This window comes from uncultured Selenomonas sp., assembly GCA_905372355.1.
Lineage (GTDB): Bacteria > Bacillota > Negativicutes > Selenomonadales > Selenomonadaceae > Selenomonas.
On sequence record CAJPOT010000015.1, the window covers coordinates 15229 to 37580 of the forward strand.

Annotated in this window: 18 protein-coding genes and 2 pseudogenes; 3 read left to right on the forward strand and 17 right to left on the reverse strand. The window is 56.6% G+C overall.

Annotated features, from left to right (window positions below; genetic code table 11):
* Window positions 1-16: 16 nt before the first annotated feature.
* The 4 genes from QZ177_RS08610 to ileS all read right to left on the reverse strand — a co-directional run bounded on the left by QZ177_RS08610 (window position 17) and on the right by ileS (window position 5365).
* Complete coding sequence (locus QZ177_RS08610; RefSeq protein ID WP_294176880.1) at window positions 17-1078, reverse strand: HD domain-containing phosphohydrolase; 1062 nt, start codon at window positions 1076-1078, stop codon at window positions 17-19.
* Between the two features lie 331 nt (window positions 1079-1409).
* Window positions 1410-1760 carry a histidine kinase gene (locus QZ177_RS08615; protein ID WP_294176881.1) on the reverse strand — a complete coding sequence of 117 codons (351 nt, stop codon included), beginning with the start codon at window positions 1758-1760 and terminating at the stop codon, window positions 1410-1412.
* 52 nt (window positions 1761-1812) lie between these two features.
* The gene (gene tsaA / locus QZ177_RS08620; protein WP_294176882.1) at window positions 1813-2229 is read right to left on the reverse strand and encodes a tRNA (N6-threonylcarbamoyladenosine(37)-N6)-methyltransferase TrmO; all 417 of its coding nucleotides are present in this window, start codon (window positions 2227-2229) and stop codon (window positions 1813-1815) included.
* Window positions 2230-2248: 19 nt separating this feature from the next.
* Window positions 2249-5365, reverse strand: coding sequence for an isoleucine--tRNA ligase (gene ileS / locus QZ177_RS08625; RefSeq protein ID WP_294176907.1), 3117 nt, complete (start codon window positions 5363-5365; stop codon window positions 2249-2251).
* Window positions 5366-5866: 501 nt separating this feature from the next.
* On the opposite strand from ileS, the gene QZ177_RS08630 reads away from it, so the two are divergent.
* The gene (locus tag QZ177_RS08630; protein WP_294176883.1) at window positions 5867-7819 is read left to right on the forward strand and encodes a methyl-accepting chemotaxis protein; all 1953 of its coding nucleotides are present in this window, start codon (window positions 5867-5869) and stop codon (window positions 7817-7819) included.
* Between the two features lie 93 nt (window positions 7820-7912).
* Here the strand turns inward: QZ177_RS08630 and QZ177_RS08635 are convergent, their stop codons facing one another.
* From QZ177_RS08635 to QZ177_RS08650, 4 genes are all read right to left on the reverse strand, one after another.
* Window positions 7913-9241, reverse strand: coding sequence for an MATE family efflux transporter (locus QZ177_RS08635; RefSeq protein ID WP_294176884.1), 1329 nt, complete (start codon window positions 9239-9241; stop codon window positions 7913-7915).
* A 61-nt stretch (window positions 9242-9302) separates the two neighbouring features.
* The gene (locus QZ177_RS08640; protein ID WP_294176885.1) at window positions 9303-9563 is read right to left on the reverse strand and encodes a Txe/YoeB family addiction module toxin; all 261 of its coding nucleotides are present in this window, start codon (window positions 9561-9563) and stop codon (window positions 9303-9305) included.
* Window positions 9560-9829, reverse strand: coding sequence for a type II toxin-antitoxin system RelB/DinJ family antitoxin (locus QZ177_RS08645; RefSeq protein ID WP_264919365.1), 270 nt, complete (start codon window positions 9827-9829; stop codon window positions 9560-9562). Before QZ177_RS08645 ends, QZ177_RS08640 begins: the two co-directional genes overlap by 4 nt.
* 55 nt (window positions 9830-9884) lie before the next feature.
* Complete coding sequence (locus tag QZ177_RS08650) at window positions 9885-11543, reverse strand: DUF4153 domain-containing protein (protein ID WP_294176888.1); 1659 nt, start codon at window positions 11541-11543, stop codon at window positions 9885-9887.
* Between the two features lie 189 nt (window positions 11544-11732).
* Here QZ177_RS08650 and uraA point away from each other — a divergent pair, with 189 nt between their 5' ends.
* Complete coding sequence (gene uraA / locus QZ177_RS08655) at window positions 11733-12992, forward strand: uracil permease (protein WP_294176890.1); 1260 nt, start codon at window positions 11733-11735, stop codon at window positions 12990-12992.
* 103 nt (window positions 12993-13095) lie between these two features.
* Here uraA and QZ177_RS08660 read toward each other — a convergent pair whose 3' ends face one another.
* The 9 genes and pseudogenes from QZ177_RS08660 to QZ177_RS08700 form a co-directional block, all read right to left on the reverse strand.
* On the reverse strand, window positions 13096-14451 hold the full coding sequence (locus QZ177_RS08660) for a sodium-dependent transporter (protein ID WP_294176892.1): 1356 nt from the start codon (window positions 14449-14451) through the stop codon (window positions 13096-13098).
* A gap of 98 nt (window positions 14452-14549) precedes the next feature.
* Window positions 14550-15107: a gamma carbonic anhydrase family protein gene (locus QZ177_RS08665; protein ID WP_006191537.1), complete on the reverse strand. Its 558-nt coding sequence runs from the start codon at window positions 15105-15107 to the stop codon at window positions 14550-14552.
* Between the two features lie 246 nt (window positions 15108-15353).
* Window positions 15354-16370: a nuclease gene (locus QZ177_RS08670; RefSeq protein WP_294176908.1), complete on the reverse strand. Its 1017-nt coding sequence runs from the start codon at window positions 16368-16370 to the stop codon at window positions 15354-15356.
* A gap of 86 nt (window positions 16371-16456) precedes the next feature.
* Window positions 16457-17015, reverse strand: a pseudogene (locus QZ177_RS08675) (NAD-dependent epimerase/dehydratase family protein).
* Between the two features lie 84 nt (window positions 17016-17099).
* On the reverse strand, window positions 17100-17873 hold the full coding sequence (recO, locus tag QZ177_RS08680) for a DNA repair protein RecO (RefSeq protein WP_294176896.1): 774 nt from the start codon (window positions 17871-17873) through the stop codon (window positions 17100-17102).
* Window positions 17854-18555, reverse strand: coding sequence for a DUF502 domain-containing protein (locus QZ177_RS08685; RefSeq protein ID WP_294176899.1), 702 nt, complete (start codon window positions 18553-18555; stop codon window positions 17854-17856). The genes recO and QZ177_RS08685 overlap by 20 nt, the downstream gene beginning before the upstream one ends.
* A 28-nt stretch (window positions 18556-18583) precedes the next feature.
* Window positions 18584-19477: a GTPase Era gene (gene era, locus QZ177_RS08690; RefSeq protein ID WP_294176901.1), complete on the reverse strand. Its 894-nt coding sequence runs from the start codon at window positions 19475-19477 to the stop codon at window positions 18584-18586.
* 61 nt (window positions 19478-19538) lie between these two features.
* Window positions 19539-19997 (reverse strand): annotated as a pseudogene (gene ybeY, locus QZ177_RS08695) (rRNA maturation RNase YbeY); the annotation flags it as partial.
* Complete coding sequence (locus QZ177_RS08700) at window positions 19994-21088, reverse strand: PhoH family protein (protein ID WP_294176904.1); 1095 nt, start codon at window positions 21086-21088, stop codon at window positions 19994-19996. The pseudogene ybeY and the gene QZ177_RS08700, both read right to left, overlap by 4 nt.
* Before the next feature lie 132 nt (window positions 21089-21220).
* Between QZ177_RS08700 and bioB the strand changes: the two genes are divergently transcribed.
* Window positions 21221-22234, forward strand: a complete 1014-nt coding sequence (bioB, locus tag QZ177_RS08705; RefSeq protein ID WP_294176906.1) for a biotin synthase BioB — start codon at window positions 21221-21223, stop codon at window positions 22232-22234.
* Window positions 22235-22352: the final 118 nt, after the last annotated feature.

The window sequence follows — 22352 nt, forward strand, 5'->3', positions numbered from 1 at the left end:
ATTCTCTTTATTTTTCTTATTTCGGATTGTACTCGATGATCTTGATATTCTTGTGCTCGTTCAAATCGACGACCTGATCCTGCGTGATGCGAATGAGCGGATGCGCCGCAAAGTCCTCGGGATAGCCCACGAGGATGCCTTGGAGACCGTTGCTCAAGGTGACGGTCGAGCCGAGGAACACGTGCTTGATGTTGTTGAGGAACGGCATGCAGACAGCAGGATCGAGCTTGCTGAACATGTCCTCGGAAATCTGCGCGATAGCGCTGAACGGCGTCTGTTTCACATAACCTTCGCGCTCTGTCGTGATGTTGTCGTAGATATCCGCAACGGCAATGATGCGCGCATACTCATGGATGTCCTTGCCCGTAAGTCCCGACGGGAAGCCCGAGCCGTCCATGCGCTCGTGATGCTGCAGCGCGGCAAGACGCACGCCTTCGGAAACGTCCTTGTTGGCACTGAGGATATTGAAGCCGTCGCGTGCATGATTGCGGTACGCTTCGAGATCTTCGCCCTTGAGCGTCTGGATGTTCTTTTCCAAGAGGCGCTCCGTAAACTTCGTCTTGCCGATGTCGTGCATGAAGCCCGCCATGATGATGTCATGCGTCTTCTTCTGCGGAATGCGCATCCACTTGGCGATGACGCCCGCGAGGATGGAGACGCGCAGCGAATGGTTGTAGACGTCGCTCGCGAGGTGGTTGAGTTCATACAAATAGTCGATGGCGCCGCTCTGCTTCGACATGGGCGCGAGATCTCGCTGCACCATCGCCGTCGTGCGCTCGACGGGCACCTCGTTGTCCTTGGCGACGGAGCTGAAAATGTCCTGCGCTTCAGAGACGACTTCCTTATATGCAGCGACGAAAGCATGGCTACGCGTCAACGGCTCGCCGACAACAGGCGTCGTCGTCAGTTCGAAATCATCTTTGACATAGACGGCCGGTATATTCAAGAATCCCAAACGCGTGATATGCGCCTTCGTCAGAACGGTATTCTCCGAGAGCACGACGATCATGTTGTCGTTGACGATGGTGCGCGCCAAGGTCATTCCAGGATGCAAATCCTCGATGGATACGGCTTTCAAAGCAAACTCCTCCTTTGGGAAACGGCATATATCATGGGAAGCGCTGATAAAATGAAGTCGTCCAGATTTGCACAGATGTGCTCGTTCTGTCTAGGAGACAAACCGCAGGCGTAGCAACAGCTACGTTGAGGATTTGTCGACGACGAGAGGACAGCACAGATGTGTGAAGATGGACAGCTGAATTTATCCGTGATTCCCATAGTCGCGTTTCTTCCGTACATGAATCGATTCGGAATTCATCCGAATACTTTCTCTATGCTTAATTCTCTACAAAAGTCGGAAATCCTTTATCGTACTGGGAAATTCTTTCCTTTTTGTAAGAACCGACTTTTTACCCATTCTGCCGAATCGCGTCGCACACCTTTTCGTGGATTTCACGCACCTCGTAAATCAAAGGCCGGATTTCCTCCACCTCCTTGCCCGAGCGAAGCTCTTTGCCGATCGCATCCGCCAGCGCCGAGAGTTTGACGAGACTGAGATTCGCTGCCGTCCCCTTCAACGTATCGATGGCCTTCTCCGCCATGGAGATGTCGCCCATTTCGATACCTGCCCAGAATTCCTGAAAAGAGCCGTCATAGAGGAACTTCGACAGGAATTCAAGATAAAGCGCCTTGTTTCCCATGAAACGCTCCAAACCTTTGGCATAGTCGATGCCCGCCGCCCTGCACGTCTCTTCTTTCAAGAAACATCCTCCTTTCGCCAACGCTTCCAATCAACCATTCCACGCGTCCAAGTCACATGCCGCCGCTTTTGCCGCTTGCCAGACCGACCGCATCGACATACGGCTTGATGTCAACGACAGCGCTGCCGTCCAAGGCGTCGAGATGGCGCACGAAGAGCCTCCTTCCCTCGCGCCACAGAAGTTTCACGGCGCAGAGTGACAGGGGATTCGGGCGATGCGGCGAGCGGCATGCGAAGACGCCGCAGGAACGCGTGCCGCTCGGCGGCGTCGTCACGAGGCGGTCGCGCTCAGCAAGATGCGCCCAGTAGAGCACCGTGAGCCATTCGCTCTCTTCGACATACTCCAAGGCGGACGCATACGCCCCGTCAATTTCGATGACGGCCTCCTCCTCGCTGAAAAATCCCTGGCGCGGTATCTGCTGCAAACTCTTGTAGGGACTGTGCACCACGCCGATGCGCTGCAACTCCATCCAGCTGCCTCCCCTCGCTTCACTCGACCTTGAGCGTCAATTTCTCGCCGTTGATGTTCCACGCCTTGCCCTCTGCCTCCTTTTCATAGGAGATTGCGTCGGCGAGCGTGATGCGCTTGATGTACTCCTCGTTCTTCGCCATGAGCGCTGCGATCTTCTCATTGCCTCCCGCCGTGATCTTGATGTGGTCGGTGACCTCGAAGCCGTTCTCCTTACGCATCGTCTGCACCTTGCTGACGATCTCGCGCACGAATCCCTCCTCGATGAGCGCAGGGCTCAAGGTCGTCTCCAGGGCGATCGTGACTGCGCCGTAGCGCTCCGTGACGAAGCCTTCCGTCTGTGCCATCGACACCTCGACGTCTTCGGCCTCCAACGTGACTTCACCCGAGGGGAGCGCGAGCTTCAGCTTGCCCGTGCGGTCAAGCTCATCCTTTGCCTCGTGTCCGTTGACCTTTGCGAGAGCCGCCTTGACCTCGCCGATCCTCTTGCCGACCTTCGGCCCCAACACCTTGAACTGCGGTTTGAAGCTGTAACTCAGGAACTCTTCCATGTCGTCCTTGAAGACGACTTCCTTGACGTTCAGCTCGTTCTCGACGATCTCGCGGAAGAAGTCGTCGAGCGCGTGCGCCGCCTTGACGAACATCTTGCCGATGGGCTGGCGGTTCTTGATGTTCACAGCGTTTCGCGCCGCACGTCCCAGGACGACGATCTCTAGAACGATCTCCATGTTGTCTTCCAGCGATGCGTCGATATACTCTTCATGCACGGCAGGGAAATCGCAAAGATGGATGCTCTCGGGCGCCTCCTTGTCGATGCTGCAGACGATGTTCTGATAAATGGCTTCCGTCATGAAAGGGATCATCGGCGCGGCAGCCTTCGCCGTCGTCACGAGCGCCGTGTAGAGCGTCATGTAGGCATTGACCTTATCCTCGCCCTCGCCCTTCGCCCAGAAGCGCTCGCGGCTGCGGCGCACATACCAGTTGCTCAGTTCATCGACGAAACTCTGCAGGGCCTTCGCCGCTTCCGTGACCTTGTAGGCGGCGAGGTTTTCGTCGACCGCCTTGACCATCGTGTTGAGGCGCGACAGAATCCACTTGTCCATGACGGCGAGCTTCTCGTAGTCGAGCGCATGATCGAGCGGATTGAAATTGTCGATATTGGCATAAAGCACATAGAAGGCATAGGTATTCCACAGCGTGCCCATGAACTTTCGCTGCCCTTCCTGCACGGCGCCGTCGTGGTAACGGTTCGGCAGCCACGGTGCGCTGTTCTCATAGAAGTACCAGCGAATCGCATCCGCACCGTGCTTCCTCAGCGCATCCATCGGATCGACGGCATTGCCCTTCGACTTTGACATCTTGCGGCCGTTCTCGTCCTGCACATGACCGAGGACGATGACGTTCTTGTACGGCGCCTTGTGAAAGAGCAGCGTCGAGATGGCGATGAGCGAATAGAACCAGCCGCGCGTCTGATCGACCGCCTCGGAGATGAAGTCAGCTGGGAAGCGGCGCTCGAAAATCTCCTTGTTCTCGAACGGGTAGTGCCACTGTGCAAACGGCATCGAGCCGGAATCGAACCAGCAGTCGATGACCTCTGGCACGCGGTGCATCTCCTCGCCGCACTCAGAGCAGCGGATCGTCACGGCGTCGACGTAAGGACGATGCAGCTCAAGCTCCTCCGGGCAGTTGTCTGACAACGACTTCAGTTCTTCGATCGAGCCGATCGAATGCTGGTGTCCGCAGCCGCACTCCCAGATGTTGAGCGGCGTGCCCCAGTAGCGGTTGCGGCTGATGCCCCAGTCCTGCACATGCTCAAGCCAGTCGCCGAAGCGTCCCTTGCCGATACTCTCGGGAATCCAGTTGACCGTGTCATTGTTCGCAATCAGTTCGTCGCGCACCGCCGTCATCTTGATGAACCACGACTCGCGTGCGTAGTAGACGAGCGGCGTGTCGCAGCGCCAGCAATGCGGATAGCTGTGCTCGAAGACAGGCGCCTTGAAGAGACTCCCCTTTTCTTTCAAGTCCTGCAAAATCAACGGATCGGCGTCCTTGACGAAGACGCCCGGCCAGTCCGTGTCCGCGGTCATCTCGCCCTTTGCGTCAACGAACTGCACGAAAGGCATGTCGTACTTGCGGCACACGCGGTTGTCGTCCTCGCCGAACGCCGGCGCCGTATGGACGATGCCCGTGCCGTCGGACGTCGTGACATAGTCGTCGCATATAACGAAGAATGCCTTCTTCTTGATTTTTCCCTCGGCATACGGATAGAGCGGCTCATAATCGCGATACTCAAGCTCCTTGCCCTTCATGCGCGCGAGAACCTCGCGCTCGCCCTCGACGCCCTCAAAGACCGCATCGACGAGCGCTTCCGCGAGATAGTAGACGGTATCACCGACGCGCAGCTTCACGTAGGTCACATCGGGATTGACGCAGAGACCGAGGTTCGACGGCAGCGTCCACGGCGTCGTCGTCCAGGCGAGGAAGTACGCGTCCTCCCCCTTCGCCTTGAACTTGACCATGGCGGAGCGCTCTTTGACGTCCTTGTAGCCCTGCGCGACCTCGTGCGAGGAAAGCGGCGTGCCGCAGCGCGGGCAGTACGGCACGACCTTGTAGCCCTTGTAGAGCAGGCCGCGCTTCCAGATCTCCTTCAAGGCCCACCACTCCGACTCGATGAAGTCGTTCTCATAGGTGATGTACGGATGCTCCATATCGGCCCAGAAGCCGACGACATCGGAGAACTCCTCCCACATGCCCTTGTACTTCCAGACGGATTCGCGGCACTTCTTGATGAAAGGCTCCATGCCGTACTTCTCGATCTGATCCTTGCCGTCGAGTCCGAGCGCCTTCTCCACCTCAAGCTCCACAGGCAGGCCGTGCGTGTCCCAGCCCGCTTTTCTAAGGACGCGCTTTCCCTTCATCGACTGGTAGCGCGGCAGCATGTCCTTGATGACGCGCGTCAGCACATGGCCGATGTGCGGCTTGCCGTTCGCCGTCGGCGGCCCGTCGTAGAACGTGAAGTTCTCCTTGCCTGCGCGCTGGTCAATCGCCTTCTGCGCAATGTCGTGTGATTTCCAGAAGTCTTCGACCTCCTTCTCGCGCTCAACAAAATTCAACGTCGTGTCTACCTTCTTATACAGCAAGATTTTCCCTCCTATAAAAAAGCCTCCATCCCGAAACAGGATGAAGGCGCACTTTCCTGCCAGCTTTCTTCAGCATTGCATATCTCTTTTCAATCCTAATGATAACGCAAAACAGCAAAAAAGCCAAGTGTTATCTTCTACAAAAACCGCGCGCACAAATGTCCGCTTTAAGAATATTGTGGCTGGTCATATAGAAACCCAAGCCATCCGTCATACCTTCGACTTGACTTATCGCCTTGATGGTAATTTTTCCTCCTTCTTTTTGCCAAAAAACCCAACAAATTCTTTCTATGGGAGATTCCTCGTATTTTATATATCGTCGGCAGGAAAACAGAATCTAATCTCGTAATAAGGATACAAGAGAATACGAGTCAATTTCCTTATATTCTATCGTATTCATCATGACGAGTCTGCCATGAACACTTGGAAAGTCGAACGAAAGATAATCCTTTTGCCGATATCCAAGACGCAGCAAAGGAAAAGAAAGGAGTCACTATCATGAATTTGAAAACAAGGATGATCGCCCTGATTGGCACGCCTGTCCTCTTGGTCTTCATCGTCATGGCCGGCATCGTCTATGAGATCCTCATGGATTCCATGGAACAGGAAATGACAGAAATGGCAACCCATCACGCGAGCGACATCAACGGCAAGCTAATCGGCAAGAAAGAAATGCTCGCCGCCGTGACGCGCGCTTGGGATGCGAAGCTTCCCTCATACGAGGACATGCAGACGACGGCGAACTATTTTGCCAACAAAAACGGCATTGGGGATTTCTTCATCGGCTTTCCAAACCAGCCCTTCATTGACGGCGCGGACAAGACATCGGATCCCACCTTCGATGCGACGGGACGCGCCTGGTACAAGGATGCAGCAGGCTCTCAGGACGTCATGATCTCGAAGATCTACCTGACCAAGACCGATCACAAGCCCGTCGTGAGCTTCAGCTCGGCGTTTCGCCAAAACGGTCAGGTCGCAGGCGTCGCGGGCTTCGACCTATCGCTCGAGGCCGTGAAAGATTTCGTCTCCGCCATCAAGGTCGGAGAAACGGGCGGCGCCTTCCTCCTCAACGAGGACGGCAACTTCATCTCGCACAAGTCGAAGACAATCGACGACACGATTCTCGATCAGAAGGAACACGCTGACGCGATCAAAGCCTTCTTCAAAGGCAAACCGACCATCGCCTCATGGAGCGAGGACGGCACGACGATGCTCTTCGCTTCCGCTCCGGTCGGTGATACGGGCTGGGTGCTCGTGCTCGAAGTGCCGAAGTCGGAAATCCTCGCTCCGATCATGAAGATGGGCGCGATCGTCGCCGTCGTCATCCTCCTTTCGATCGCCATGCTCATCGCCATCATCCTCTACATCACGCGCTCGATTGCAACACCAATCACGGAACTCGGCAAGATCGCCGAACAGGTGGCAGAAGGCAATCTGTCGCACAAGTTCAGCGACACCGATCGTCAGGATGAGATCGGACGACTGCATCAGAGCTTCGCCAAGATGTCCAAGAACCTGCACGACCTCGTGCAGCGCTCCCTCAAAGCTGCCGATCAGCTCGCCGTATCCTCCGAAGAATTGACCTCATCGGCTGGCCAATCCGCCAACGCTTCGCAGAGCGCGGCGGAAGCTGTAACCCACATCGCCCAGAGCGCACAGCAGCAAAATGACATCGTCGACCGCTCCATCGACTCTGTCAACACAATGTCCGATGAAATGGGCAAGGTCGTCAATGTTATTCACGATGTCGCCGCCTCCGCCGCCGAGACGCACAAGGCTACGACGGAAGGCCAGAGCGGCCTTCATGTCGCCGTCGAGGGCATGGAGACCATCAACGGCAGCACGAAAGAGGTTGCCGATGCTGTCAACTCTCTCTATGAAGGCTCGAAGCGCATATCCGAGATCGTCGAGATGATCACCCAAATCGCCAGCCAGACGAACCTCCTCGCCCTAAACGCTGCCATCGAAGCTGCACGCGCCGGCGAATCGGGCAAGGGTTTCGCCGTCGTCGCTGAAGAGGTGCGAAAGCTCGCCGAGCAGTCGGAAACAGCAGCGCAGCAAATCACGACGCTCATCACGGAAAACTCCTCTCAGATCGAGCGCACCTTCTCCATCATGCAGCAGCAAAAGGAGCGCGTCGGCGAGGGCGTAACGCAAGTCAATGAAGCGGGCAAGAAGTTTGACCGCATCGCCGAACTCGTGCAGGGACTCTCGGAGCGCGTCACGAGCATCGAGACGTTGGCGCAGCGCGTGCGCCAGGGCAGCGCACAGACCGTCTCCTCCGTACAGGAAATCAAGAGCGCTTCGAACGATGTGCGCAAGGAGGCCGAGAATGTCTCTGCTGTCTCTGAGGAGCAGGCCGCATCAACGCAGGAAATCGCTGCAGCGAGCCAGACACTGTCGCAGCTCGCCCACGAGCTGAAGGAGACCGTCGGTCGCTTCCACGTCTGACGTTGTTTCCGACAAAACGAAAAACGCGAAAAAACTCGGTCGAATTTCGCCTTCGACCGAGTTTTTTTGTGCAGGGGATCATGTTTTCTTTCTCTACGTCAGGCGCATCACCTTCAGATGCTTCAAGTAGAAACGGTACAAAAGATAGAGAAACAGCGACGTCACCATCCAACTGATCGGATAGATGATCATGAGCGTCTCAAATGTTGGATGATGTGGGAATACGAGCCAGACCCACGAGAGACGCACACCGCAGATGCAAACGAGCGTGACAAGAGCCGGCATCAACGAGTAGCCGTAGCCGCGCATCGAGCCGGAGAAGATGTCGATGAATACGGAAAAGATCTCGGGCACGACGACGTAGATGATGCGTATGACGCCGATCTCGACGACGGCAGGATCGCCGTTAAAGATGCGCAGCAGCGGGCGCATGAAGAGAAGGATGAGTGCGCCGAGAACGAGCATGGCGACGATGTTCAGGCGAAGGCTCCAGCGCGTGACCTCGCGGCAGCGCGGCAGATTTCCCGCACCGTAGTTCTGGCTGACAAACGTCGTGCACGCCTGCTGAAAGGCCGCGATCACGCAGTACATGTTGATCTCGATCGTGAATGCCGCCGCAGACGCCGCCATGACCTCCGCGCCGAGACTGTTCAAAGCCGCCTGAATGACGAGGTTCGCAAAGCAAAAGACCATGCCCTGCACGGCAGCAGGCATACCGATGACGAAGATGCGCTTCGCATGGTGACGGCGCACGCGCAGGAGCCGGAAGTCGAGCCGCAGGACGCCCTCTTCACGGCGCAGGGCGCGGATGAGCAGGGAAGCTGCCACGAGATACGAGAGCACCGTGCCCCACGCCACGCCGTCAGCACTCAACCCCAGGACGAGCACGAAGCCCAAGTCAAGGACGACATTGAGAGCGCTCGCCGCCAGGAGCGCAATGAGCGGCGTGCCCGTATCTCCATGACTTCGGAGAATCGCCGAGGCAAAATTATAGACGCTCATAAAGGGCATCCCCATAAGAAATACGCGCAGGTAAAGCTCCGCCAGCGGCATGACGGCATCGGGCACAGAGAGCAGGGAAAGCAATGGCGCAGCGAAGAGCTCGCCCAGCAAGGTCACGCCTATGCCTGCAAGGAGCGAAAGAGCAAGAGCCGTATGGACGGCACGGCTCGCCTCCTTGAGGCGACGTGCGCCGATGTACTGCGCAATGACGACATTGGCGCCGAGCGAAAGTCCGAGGAAGAGCGTCACAATGAGTCCGACAATGGGCACGTTGTTGCCGACTGCCGCCATCGCCTCCGTCCCAACGAAGCGACCGAGCACCGCGACGTCCGCCGCATTGAACATTTGCTCCAAAATGCCCGTCAAAGCGATGGGCAGGGCAAAGACGATAATCTTATCCCACAGCGAACCTTCAAGCATATTGATTTCTCTTCGATGAATCCCCAGCAAAAAACTTCCTTCTTCCCTTCAAACTTCTCCGTCAATCATCATAGTGTTCCTTACATTGCAAAATCTCCAAGTTCTGACCACGAATCCGAAACACCAGGCGATTCATTTTATCAATGCGCCGACTGTACCAACCGCCCTTGATATACTTCAACGGCTCTGCTTTACCAATTCCCTGCGTGCCGTTGCGCTGAATATCCTTGATTAAGGAGTTGATGCGCTTCAGCGTCTTTTTATCCTCGTTCTGCCAGTCGACATAATCCGCCCATGCTTCCTCATCCCATGAAATAATCATACATCATCGCCTTCAATGATGTCATGAACCACATTTTTCCCCGCTTCCATTCGCTCTGCAGCTGCGCGGAGATGGCGCATATTCTCCTCACTGTAAAAATGGTCGCCTGCCGATACGCGAAACGGTATGGCACGGTCTTTGACCAAACGCTTGAGAAAAATCGTCATGGCAGATGACATGGTCAAGCCCATTTCCTCGCAGACAAGTTCCGCCTGCTTTTTAAGTTCCGAATTCATACGAACAGTAAATGTAGCATTTGCTGCCATATAATCAACTCCTTTCATTACAATTATACAACAAAACACAAACATTGTTAACCATTTAGCGCTTCAAAAGCACGCCCTTGATTTGCGCCGTTATATCCTCTCTGCCCCTATGGCTGCGGACGGACAAGCCGACATCATACAACCAAAGGCAAGTGTTTTCATCTATATCGATCCTAAGCTCCCGCATGAATTTTCCCGTTCCCCTCGCATCCTCCTTGTGCGCGTATGCCAAAAGCTCCTTGAGATACACAGAAACATCGAATCGTTCCTTTGTTCCGTCGCCCTTGTCCACGAAAATCACGCCATCCTCCACAGCAGGATTGTCAATCCGATAAGCTTTCTTCCAACCCTCTACAGGAATGTAGACAGGATTTTCCGCTTGGAATTCAAACCATTCGGTAGTTTTTTCCCTTTTCTGCATCCCACGCAATTTCGCAAGCGTCTCACGCATGCCCGGCGTTTCGAGAAACGACGTCTTCTTCTGATCGGTCAGATACTCCGAAGCGCTCAAGATCCTGTCACGCGGTCCCTCAGCAAGTGCGGGATTCTCCACGACTTCGCCATCCTGCAGCATGTCGTTTTCCTCAAGCACGCCCCAAAGGCGCGCTTCCTGCGTGCGAAGCGGCACATCGACGATATTGAGCGGCGTCAGCGTACATGCGGCAATCATGAGTGCCAAGACAAGAAACGCCGGACGTGGCGAGCGGCGCAGGAAAGCAAGCACGAGCAAAACGATACCGAAAATCGTGCAGTGGATCGACGTATAGCGCAGCACCGTCAAGCCGTACGGCTCGACTCGCTGCCAAACAGCGACAGCCTGCACCGCAAGGATCGGCAGAAAGAGCAAAAGACCCCAGCGCAGGAAACGCTGCAGCAGCGAATAGCGCGCATCATTCGCAAAGCAGAAGAAAAACACGCTGAAGGCTAGAAGAGCCAACGAGGCAAACCAATTCATCATGCCGACAGGCATCTCCCATGCATAGATGATCTTTGCCACATAGAGATAGAGAATAGCGAGCAAGAGCAGATAGACCGGCCAAAGCACGCGCACGAGGAGCGCACGAAAGAGCACGGGAGTCTCCGTCGTCTTCCCCCGATCAGGCAGGCTAGCGAGAAAGATCTGCACCGCGATGAAAAGATAGGAAAATTCCACCATGAGGAAATGCAGCATCGCCTGCAGTCGAAATTCCAAAGAAAAAATCAGCGAATCGAATGCTGTCAAGCAGATACCCAGAGATATGAGCAAAAGTGTGCCGACAAGCCATGCCTTAGAGATTGCAAAAAACACGGCAAGTGGCGGATTCTCGCCTTCGTTCTGCGGCTCAAGACAATAAAGACCGACAGAAGCAAAAACAAGCGCCGGCCCTGCCGTCTTGAGCAGAATATAGGGATCCGTCCAATCATGTCCCTGCACAAGAATGAAGAAAAACACAAATACGACAACCGTCAGCAGCACCTCGAAGCCATGCCGTTCCTGTCTGCGCCTCTCCAAGAATAACCGCAGGACGACAGCGAAGATGCAGCCGATCACCGCCGCTGCCGCCGCGCAACCAATCTCCTCCGTATACCAATCTTGCATCTCATACACATGGCAGTACGTAAGCACGCCCACGCAAACAAACAGTACAACATCAAGAATCATCGCCGTGCGAAAGCGCTGATAGCCGCCCTGCACGGACCGACAAAGTCTCTGACCCATGTCCTTTACGCCCATACCTGCACCTCCACCATCACCGCCCTATCCCTTCTTTGCCTATTCGCCTTCCGTTTCATTCTTTCCTGCTGCACGCACATTATACTTGGATTCCAAAAGCATCCGCATCGTCAAATAATCCATTAGACAAAGCGCCCATTCTGTGCTAAATTCTTCTTTGGTATAACTATCTTCCAAAGGAGCATTGCCATGACACAAAGAACTATTGCCCCCGAGGAGCGGCTGCCGCTCCTCCAGACGATCCCGCTTTCCCTGCAGCACCTCTTCGCGATGTTCGGCTCAACGGTGCTCGTGCCGATCCTCTTCCATGTCAACCCCGCGACCGTGCTGCTCTTCAACGGCATCGGCACACTCTTCTATCTGATCCTCTGCAAGGGCAAGATCCCCGCCTATCTCGGCTCAAGCTTCGCCTTTCTCTCGCCCGTATTCCTCGTGCTCGCCGACTACAGCTACGAGGCGGCACTCGGCGGCTTCATCGTCGTAGGCGTCGTCTTCTGCCTCGTGAGCATCATCATCCATGCCATCGGCACGGGCTGGATCGACGTGATCTTCCCGCCCGCCTCCATGGGCGCGATCGTCGCCGTCATCGGACTTGAGCTCATGCCGACGGCGGCGAAGATGGCAGGTCTGACCGATGCCGAGGCGGATCCGACCGTCGTCTTCGTCTCCATCGCCACGCTCGCCGTCACGGTCTTCGCCTCCATCGCGTTTCGCGGCTTCCTCGCCATCATCCCCATCCTCATCGGCGTCATTTCGGGTTACGTCATCGCCTATGCAGTAGGCATCGTCGACCTCTCCGCCGTCGAAAACGCCCCCTGGTTCGCCATCCCGACCATTTACACGCCGAAGTTCGAGCCGGGCGCGATCCTCATCCTCCTGCCGGCCTCCATCGTCGTCATCGTCGAGCACATCGGCCACCTCATCGTTACGAACAACATCGTCGGCCGCAATCTCACGAAGGATCCGGGACTCGACCGCTCACTTCTCGGCAACGGCATATCGACGATCTTCTCGGGCTTCTTCGGTTCAACGCCGAATACGACGTACGGCGAGAACATCGGCGTCCTTGCCATCACGAAGGTCTACTCGACATGGGTCATCGGCGGCGCCGCCGTCTTCGCCGTCGCGCTCTCATGCCTCGGCAAGCTCGCCGCACTCATCCAGAGCATCCCGACGCCCGTCATGGGCGGCGTCTCCATGCTGCTCTTCGGCGTCATCGCCGCCTCGGGCATCCGCATTCTCGTCGAATCCAAGGTAGACTATGGCAAGCCCACGAATCTCCTGCTGACCTCTATCGTCATGGGCGTCGGCGTATCGACGGCAAGCCTCACGCTCGGCACGGTGACGCTCAGGGGCATGTCGCTCGCGACCGTCATCGCCATCATCCTCTCGCTGTCCTTCCGCCTCATCTTTCGGCTGCGCCGCGAAAAGAGTGCAGCAAGCGAATAGGCAAATATTGAAAGAAAAGAACCCGACGTTTGCCGTGCGTCGGGTTCTTTCTTTCGCTTTCACAAGAGTGGCATAAGCATTCACAGAAATTTGTGCATGCAGCTCACATCAATCCCAGCACGAGAATCGCGCCGACGACAAGGGGCAGGACGTAGGCGAAATAGCCGCGCGCCCATCGAGGAAGTTTCCAGCCGCTTCCCGTATTCGCCTCTTCGTAGAACTTCTGCCAGCCCCAGCCGAAACGATGCATCGTGTAGAGCACAAAGACGAGCGACCCGCCGGGCAAGAGGATATTGCTCACGATGAAATCCTCGATGTCGAGGAAACTACTCTCACCTCCCATCGGGTGAATGCCCGCGAGGAGGTTGAATCCCAAGGCGCAGGGCAGAGAAAGCGCGAGGATTGCCGCGCAGTTCACGAATCCCGTCTTCTTGCGGCTCCACCCCGTCAGATCCATCGTGCAGGCCATGATGTTTTCAAAGACAGCGAGCACCGTCGAAAAAGCCGCAAACGTCATGAAGAGGAAAAAGAGACTGCCCCAGAGGATGCCACCCGCCATGTGGTTGAAGATGTTCGGCAATGTGATGAAGATAAGTCCCGGCCCGCTGTCCGGCTCAACACCGTAAGCGAAGCACGCGGGGATGATGATGAGTCCCGACGTGATGGCAACGAGCGTATCAAGGATGGCGACGTTGACCGACTCACCGAGAAGTGCGTGATCCTTCGGGATGTAACTGCCGAAGATCGCCATCGCGCCGATGCCGAGGCTCAGCGTGAAGAACGCCTGATTCATCGCTGCGACAATGACGTTCGTAAAGCCGATCTCCTCCATCTTCGCGATGTCAGGGCGCAGGTAGAATGAGATGCCCTCAGACGCGCCGGCGAGGAAAACGCTGTTCACGGCGAGCACGACCATGATGAGGAGCAGGAGCACCATCATGCCCTTCGTCACACGCTCCAGCCCAGACTGCAAGCCGTGCGAGCAGATGAGGAAACCGCTGATGACGACGATCACCATCGGCACGACCTGCAAGATAGGATCGCCGAGCATCGAGCCAAAGGCCGCACCGATCTCCTTCGGAGAAAGTCCCGCAAACGCGCCGCATGCTGTCTGATAGAAGTAAAGCAGCATCCAGCCCGCGACCGTCGTATAGAACATCATGAGCATGATGCAGCCGAACCAACATGCGTAGCCATGCCAATGCCAGCCCCACTTTTCGGGCGTCAGTCTCTGGTACATGCGCACGGGACTGCGCCTTGCCGCGCGGCCAAGGGAAAATTCCATCGTCATGACAGGGATACCGAGCACGATGAGGAAGAAAAGATAGATAAGAACGAACGCCCCGCCTCCGTTCTGCCCGACAAGATAAGGGAACTTCCAGACATTGCCGATGCCGATCGCACAGCCGGCACTGAGGAGAATGAAGCCGAAGCGGCTCTTCAGCGTTTCTCGCGCCATGAATCAAACCTCCTGAAAAATATAATGAAAGGCACAGCCAAAACGAAGGCTGTGCCTTTCATTATATCATAAGGTGCAAAGCTGTAAAGCGGCAAACGTCAGATAATGTGCTCGCCGTGGTACTTCTCGCCGCCGATCTCGGGATAGACGCCGTACTCAATCGCCCACTCGCACTTGTACTTGATCGCCTGCGCATGAATCGTCTTGATGCGGTCAATCGTGCGCACGACCTTGCCCGGCATGCCGACAACGAGGGAATTCGGCGGAATGACCTCGTTCTCGCGCACGAGCGCCCCAGCGGCAATGATAGAGCCTTCGCCGACCTTTGCGCCCGTCAAAACCGTCGCGTTCATGCCGATGAGGACATGGTTGCCGATCTCCGCGCCGTGCACGACGGCGCTGTGGCCGATCGTCACATAATCGCCGATGATGCACGGATTGTCGTCCGCCACATGAAGGCAGACGAGATCCTGCACATTCGAGCACTCGCCGACAGAGATGTAATTCACATCGCCGCGCGCAACGACGCCCGGCCAAAGGCTCGCATACTTCGCGACGCGCACATCGCCCGAAAGGAACACCTGCGGTGCGACGAATGCCTCCTCGTCAATCTGCGGCTTGATGCCATGAAATTCCGTGCTGGAAAGCGTATACATAAGACTCTCTCCTTTTCTTCGATTGAATTTGCTTGCTGCGTACTATTATACAACGATTGAGGCGGAAAGGGAATATATCGTACCCAAATGCAGACACAGCAAGATCTCCCATAGAAGAGAACAATGGCGAAAGATACTTCTGTATCAAACACATAAAACCGCCCCTTTCCTTACTCGTCCGAGCAGTAGAGGAGCGGTTTTATACGTATCAAAACCAACTTCAGCAGAACACGAAAATTCCATGAATTAAAGCAAGCTGTGCATCTTGCCAAGCTCTTTCACTTTTTCCAAGGAAAACTTCGACATGCTTGCGATCATTTCGAGCGGCAGCTTATTTCGCAGCATTTCCAGAACAATATCAACCTTTCCTTCCTCCCGCCCACGTTCCATGCCGCGCTCCATGCCACGCTCCATGCCACGCTCCATGCCACGCTCCATGCCTTGTTCATAGATGCCTGTACTCAGATTACACATTGTCCTCATCTCCTCTTCTATATCTGCACTTATATCCATATCAAATTCATTTTTTAAAAGCTGCTTCTTCGCTGCTGGAGATATTTCCGTGTCTTTGAACAAGATCTGCAGGAATCGAATGAGCCAATCCTCGTCCTGCTGTCGTTCATTTCCAAGATAAACCGTGATGATGCTCATCAAATCATAGTCAGCACGCTTTTCCTTGTGATGGTACAGAATATGATGCTCGGCAAGGTCATAACGATTGATGGCGCTCCTGCCGTCCGGGGAGTCCATACAAAGCCAAATACTGTAGACTTTCTTGATTTCATCGTAGGATGATCCTGTAAATTCAGTTTCTTTCTGCGAAGAAATCAAGCGGCTCGCATAGTAGACGGCTCGGCGCAGGAGTGCGTAGCCCAGCTTCGCTCTTTTCTGTGTCCGCTGTGCCTCAACATTGATAATCAAGGTGATGCGTTCACCCGATTGGGGAACTCTCGCGTGGAAAAGTATATCGAAGCGAATCCAGCCTTCCGTGATGCCGACATTTTCCGTGGCATCACCGAGGAATTCTTTCGGCGAATCTTTCCTGTTTCTTACGGTATTCGTCTTATCCCTATCCACGGGAATCTCACTGATCTGTGGCGTGTCCTCGATATATTTTTCTGCGATGTCAGAGATTGCAACATCCTTAAACTCTGGCACAGTTCGCTTCAAGAGACGTGCCATGATCGCTCTTTGTGAAAGCAAACGTTTGGCATGTTGATCGTATGTCGGATCTTGATAGGAATCTCCTACACTCTCTGCCATTAAGATTTCTCCTTGTTGTATGAGAACTGTTTCTCTTCCACCTTTTATTATCATTATAGCACCGATTACGCACTTTAGCCAGAAAGTTACTCTCCATACCCATTCGGATGCTTCTTGTGCCACCGCCATGCTGTCGCGATGATTTCTTCCACGTCAGTGAAGCGCGGCTGCCAGCCGAGGATGCGGCGCGCTTTGTCGCTGGAAGCTATGAGCTGCGCAGGGTCGCCTGCACGGCGTGCACCGATCTCGGCTGCAATCTTCTTGCCCGTCGCCTTCTCTGCGGCGGCGATCATTTCCTTGACCGAGAATCCCTGTCCGTTGCCGAGGTTGAAGATGTCATTCTCGCCGCCCTTCCGCAAGTATTCGAGTGCGAGCACATGCGCATCGGCGAGATCGACGACGTGGATGTAGTCGCGCAGACATGTGCCGTCGGGCGTCTTGTAGTCATCGCCGTAGATCGTGTATCGCATCGAATACGGCGCGGTCGCGGATGTCACCTTCGTAAAACTTCGCCCGTGCATGAATCGCACCGCGATGACCCGTCTGCAGATTGTCAACGATGACGACCTCTTCTCCCTTTTCAATAAGCTGATGAACGGCATGAGAGCCGATGTAGCCGGCGCCGCCGCAAACCAGAATTGCCACGGAAAACTCCCCTTTCAAATATATTGTCAAAAACTATCGCAGAACGCACCTCATGCCTTCGCCCACAAGCGCACAGCAAACGCTTCAAGCGCCGCCGATCTGTGCGATGAAGGCGAGCGAGCGCAGCGGCTTGCCGAAAAGCGCACGCAGGTAAGCGAGCAGCAGGCTTTCCGCTGCCAGAAGTTCCTGCTTTCTGACGGAAAACGGCGCCGGAGAGCGCACGTCTGACGCCTTCTGCGGCGAGAGAAACGCCTGCCAATCGAGAGCGGTCAGCTTCTCGATGAACGCCTTCAATTCGGCAGAAAAGAGTGGCATATCCTCTTTGCGGCAATCCGCGCACAATGCGCCGCCCTCGCCGATGTCGACGGACATCGGCTCTTCGAAGGGTGCACCACAGTGGACGCAGCTTGCAAGATGAAGCGAAAGGCCTGCGAGCGCGAGGAGCTGATACGCCGCTGCCAGCGCCACGAGACGCGGATTGCGCTCCTCAAAGGCGCAAAAAATCTGCAGCAGACGGTCGAAAGCGTCGGGCGCAGGCTCGTGCTCGGGAAAAAGCTCAAGCGCCAGTTCTGCCACGAAGGAGCCGTATGCCATGGCCGAGAGATCTTCCGAGAGGCGGCGAAACCGCCCCTTGAGCGAACACTGCCGCACCGTCCAGACCCTGCCACCTTCCGTAAGCTCCACATCGAGGTGGCTGAACATCTGCATCCCTGCCGCGAGTGCGCTCTTCGGGCGGCGGCAGCCGAATGCCGCCGCCTCGACGCGCCCGCACTCACGCGTCAAGAGCGACGCCATCTTATCCGCCTCGCCCCAGTTCCTCGTGGCGAGCACGAGCGCCTCAGCGCTGCGGCGTGCCATGCGGTTCGGCCTCCTCGCACGCTTCCCCAGCTGCACGCGCAGACTGCGTCTTCGACGCCGCCACGACCTCGTCCGCCAGCCTCGTCGCACTGCCCGCTTCCTGCGGTTTCGTCGATACCTGCCGCTGCGGCATGACGGCACCCGCCGTCAGCATGTACTGCAGCGCCGACTCGTTGCTGATGTCGAGATAGATGACGTCGCTCTTCTTGACGAAGAGGTTCGTGCCTGAGGTCATGTTGAGGCTCCACGGCACGAAGACGCAGACGTAGTCGTCGCCGAGCTTCTCGCGCAAGACTGCCGGCACCTCTGCCATGACGAAGCCGAGCGCCCGCGACTGATGAAACGGCACGAGCACGACGTGGTCAAACATGTTATTCGACTCAAAAACGGCGGTCGAAAGGTGCTTGACACTGTTGTAGATGAACTTCACGACGGGAATCTTGCCGAGCAGCCATTCACCATAGGAAATCACGCGCTTCATGAACCAGTACGATGAGAGCCAGCCCACGAGATAGATGACGAGCAGCACCGTCACGATGCCCATGCCCGGATAATAGACGGGAAAGTGCTTGCCGAGCACGATCTCCGTGAAGTTCAGCACCTCTGTCACGACGAAAACCGTGATGGCCAGCGGCACGAGAAGGATAAGACCGTTAATAAAGCGCTTCGATATCTTGTTCATCCTGCTGCCGCCCTTTCCCTATTTCCTCTCATTCAAAACCGAAGTTGTGCAGAACGCCCTCACGGTTGCGCCAATCCTTCTTCACCTTGACCCAGAGGTCGAGAAAGATCTTCGAGCCGAGGAGCATCTCGATGTCCTTTCTCGCCTGTGCGCCGATCTCGCGCAGAAGAGCGCCCTTTGCGCCGATGACGATACCCTTCTGCGACTCGCGCTCCACGTAAATCGTCGCGCGGATATAGAAGCCCCCCTTGGGGCACTCCTTCATCTCATCGAGGTCGACGGCGATGGCATGGGGCAGTTCGTCGCGCGTCGCGAGAAGCGCCTTCTCGCGCACAAGCTCCGCCACAATGAGTCGCTCGGGCTGATCCGTCACCATGTCTTCCGGATAGTAGGCAGGTCCTTCGGGCAGATACTTCTTGACTTCTGCAAGAAGCGCGTCGAGGTTCACCTCTTCCTTCGCCGATATGGGCACGGCGCCCGCAAACGGATAGGCCTTCATGTAGCTTTCGAGGATCGGCAGTACAGCGGGCTTCTCGATGAGGTCGAGCTTGTTGACGACGAGGATGCACGGGCACTTCGTCGCCTGCAGGCGCTCCAAGATATAGCGCTCGCCCGGTCCCATCTTCTCCGTCGCATCGACGACGAAAAAGACGGCATCGACCTCCTTCAAGGTGTTTTCCGCTGCGCGTACCATGTATTCGCCGAGCTTGTGGCGCGGCTTGTGGATGCCCGGCGTGTCGAGAAAGACGATCTGCGCGTCCGGCTCCGTCAGGATACAGAGGATGCGCGTGCGCGTCGTCTGCGGTTTGTCGCTCATGATGGCGATCTTCTGCCCGATGAGGCTGTTGATGAGCGTCGACTTGCCGACGTTCGGCCGCCCGACGACAGCGATGAAGCCCGATTTATGCTTTGCCTTTTCCATCGTTCTCCCCCTTCGCTGTCACTTGCTCCGTGCATCCTGCAGAGCCTTCCGCCGCTTCCTCGCGCGTCACGCCGAGCGCCGCCATCACATGACGCTGCTCCTCCTCCATCTCCTGCCGCTCCGCCTCTTCTACATGGTCGTAGCCGAGGAGATGCAGCATGCCATGTACCGTCAAGAAGACGATTTCGCGACGCAGACTGTGCCCGTAGTCTGCCGCCTGCGCCGCGGCGCGCTCGATCGAGAGGACGATGTCGCCGAGGACGTTGACGGCGGGGCCGCCTGCGATCGCCGGCTCCTCGCTCTCGTTGAGCGCAAAGGAAATCACGTCCGTCGGACGATCGACCCTGCGGTACTCGCGGTTCAGCACATGGATGTGCGCATCGTCCGTCAAGGTGATGCTGACCTCGGCGTCCGCCACATCGTAAATCTCGCCGACTTTTTCCACAGCGCGCCGAATCTCTGCCTCAAGGCCCTCGTCAAGGGGCAGGTCTTCCACCTCGTGGCTGAGCAGGATGTTCATGCGTCCACCTCCCCTCTCTCTGATGCCGTAGCCTTTTCCTGAGCCGCCGGCTTTTTCTCCTGCAGCTCTGCCGGCTTTTTCTCAGAATCCCGACGCGCCTTGTCCGCGCGGTCATACGCCTCGACGATGCGTGCGACGACGTCGTGACGGATGACGTCGAGCGTTTCCAGACGGACGACGCCCACGCCGCACACATCGCGCAGGATGCGGCTCGCCTCAGAGAGTCCCGAGAACACGCCACGCGGCAAGTCGACTTGGCTCAAGTCGCCCGTCACGACCATGCGCGAGCCGAAGCCCAAGCGCGTCAGGAACATCTTCATCTGGCTCGGCGTCGTATTCTGCGCCTCGTCGAGAATCACGAAGGCGTCCTCCAGCGTGCGTCCGCGCATGTAAGCGAGCGGCGCAATCTCGATGACGCCCTTGGCGAGGAGCTTCTGGTAGGTGTCAAAGCCGAGGATGTCATGCAGCGCATCGTAGAGCGGGCGCAGATACGGATCGACTTTCTCCTGCAGATCGCCGGGCAGAAAGCCCAGCCGCTCGCCCGCCTCGACAGCAGGGCGCGTGAGCACGATCTTTTCCACCAGCCTCGCACGAAGCGCCGCCACCGCCATGACGACGGCGAGGTACGTCTTTCCCGTGCCTGCAGGTCCAATGCCGAACGTGATGGAGTTCTTGCGGATGGCGTCGAGGTAGATGCGCTGGCCGAGCGTTTTCGGGCGCACATGACGTCCACGGCTCGTCACGAGGATCGTGTCGCTGAAAAGGCTGTGCAGCGCCTCGCCCTTGCCGCGCTTGACGAGTCCCACGCTGTAGCGCACCTCGTGCATCGTGAGCGTCGTGCCCTGCCGATGCAGGTACTGCAGCTCGCGCACGACCTGCGCCGCCGCCCGCACGATCTGCGCCTCGCCGTCGATCACAAGCTCCTCGCCGCGGCTTATAAAGCGACAGTCGAAATTGTCCATGAGCACCTGCAAGTACTCGTCGTGCTCGCCGAGAAGCGCCGTCGCCTCGCGCTGATCGGCAAAGGCGATCTTCTCCTCCAAAACCTTTTGCAAAGAAAGACTCCTCTCTTCTAAATTCATCGTTCCCATTATACCTTGCAGCCGTCGAGGAAGCAATAGCAGTCCAAGGTTAACCCGGATTTCCATATCAGTTGACTATATGCGCCGTCTGAAATATAATGGGAGGAAATGCAAACTTCTTAAAAGAAATGAGGCTCTGCCATGACAAAGGAAAACGCCGTCAAAAAACTCACGAAAGAAATTCTCTGCGGCCGCCGCATCAAGCGCGAGGACGACCTCTCCATCTTCCTTGATGCGCCGCTCGAAGCGCTGCAGGAGGGCGCACACGAGCTGCAGCGACAGTTCTGCGGCAAGCACATCGACCTCTGTACGATCATCAACGCGCGCAGCGGTCACTGCAGCGAGGACTGCAAGTACTGCGCCCAGTCCGCGCACCACAGGACGGGCGTCGAGGAATACGCATTTCTCGCACAGGAAGAGATCATCGCCAACGCACGCGCCAACGAGGAGGCGGGCGTCAACCGCTTCTCCATCGTGACCTCGGGCAGGGCGCTCGCGGGCAAGGAGTTCGACGCCGCGCTCGACTGCTACCGTGCCATGCGCAAGAAGCTCCATATCGATCTCTGCGCCTCGCACGGCATTTTGACGCGTGAACAGTTCCGTGCGCTTCGCGCCGCGGGCGTCACAAGCTACCATCACAACATCGAGACGTCGCGCCGCTTCTTTCCCGAGATCTGCACCTCGCACACTTACGACGACCGCATCCGCACGATCCGTCTCGCACAGGGCGAAGGGCTTAACGTCTGTTCGGGCGGTATCATCGGCATGGGCGAGACGTGGGAAGACCGCCTCGACATGGCGGTGAGCCTTGCCGAACTCGGCATCGAATCCATTCCCATCAACTCCCTCATGGCGATTCCCGGCACGCCGCTTGAGGGCCGGACGCCCTTGACGAGCGACGAGATCCTGCGCACCATCGCCTTCTTCCGTTTCATCAACCCGACGGCAAACATCCGCCTCGGCGCGGGACGCAAGCTCATCAAGGACAACGGCACGCCCGCCTTCCTCTACGGCGCATCGGCCTCCATCACGGGCAACATGCTCACGACCTCGGGCACAACCATTGCCGAGGACATGGCTCTTCTGCAGCGGCTCGGCCTCTCCAACGAAACGGCGGGCACGAGGCAGGACGCCGCACATACAGCCAACGGGTGAAGGTTTATCTTTTCTAAGGAAGCGCTGATAAAATGAGGTCGCCCAGATTTGCACAGATGCGCTATATCTATCGAGGAGACAAACCGCAGGCGTAGCGGTGCTACGTCGAGGATTTGTC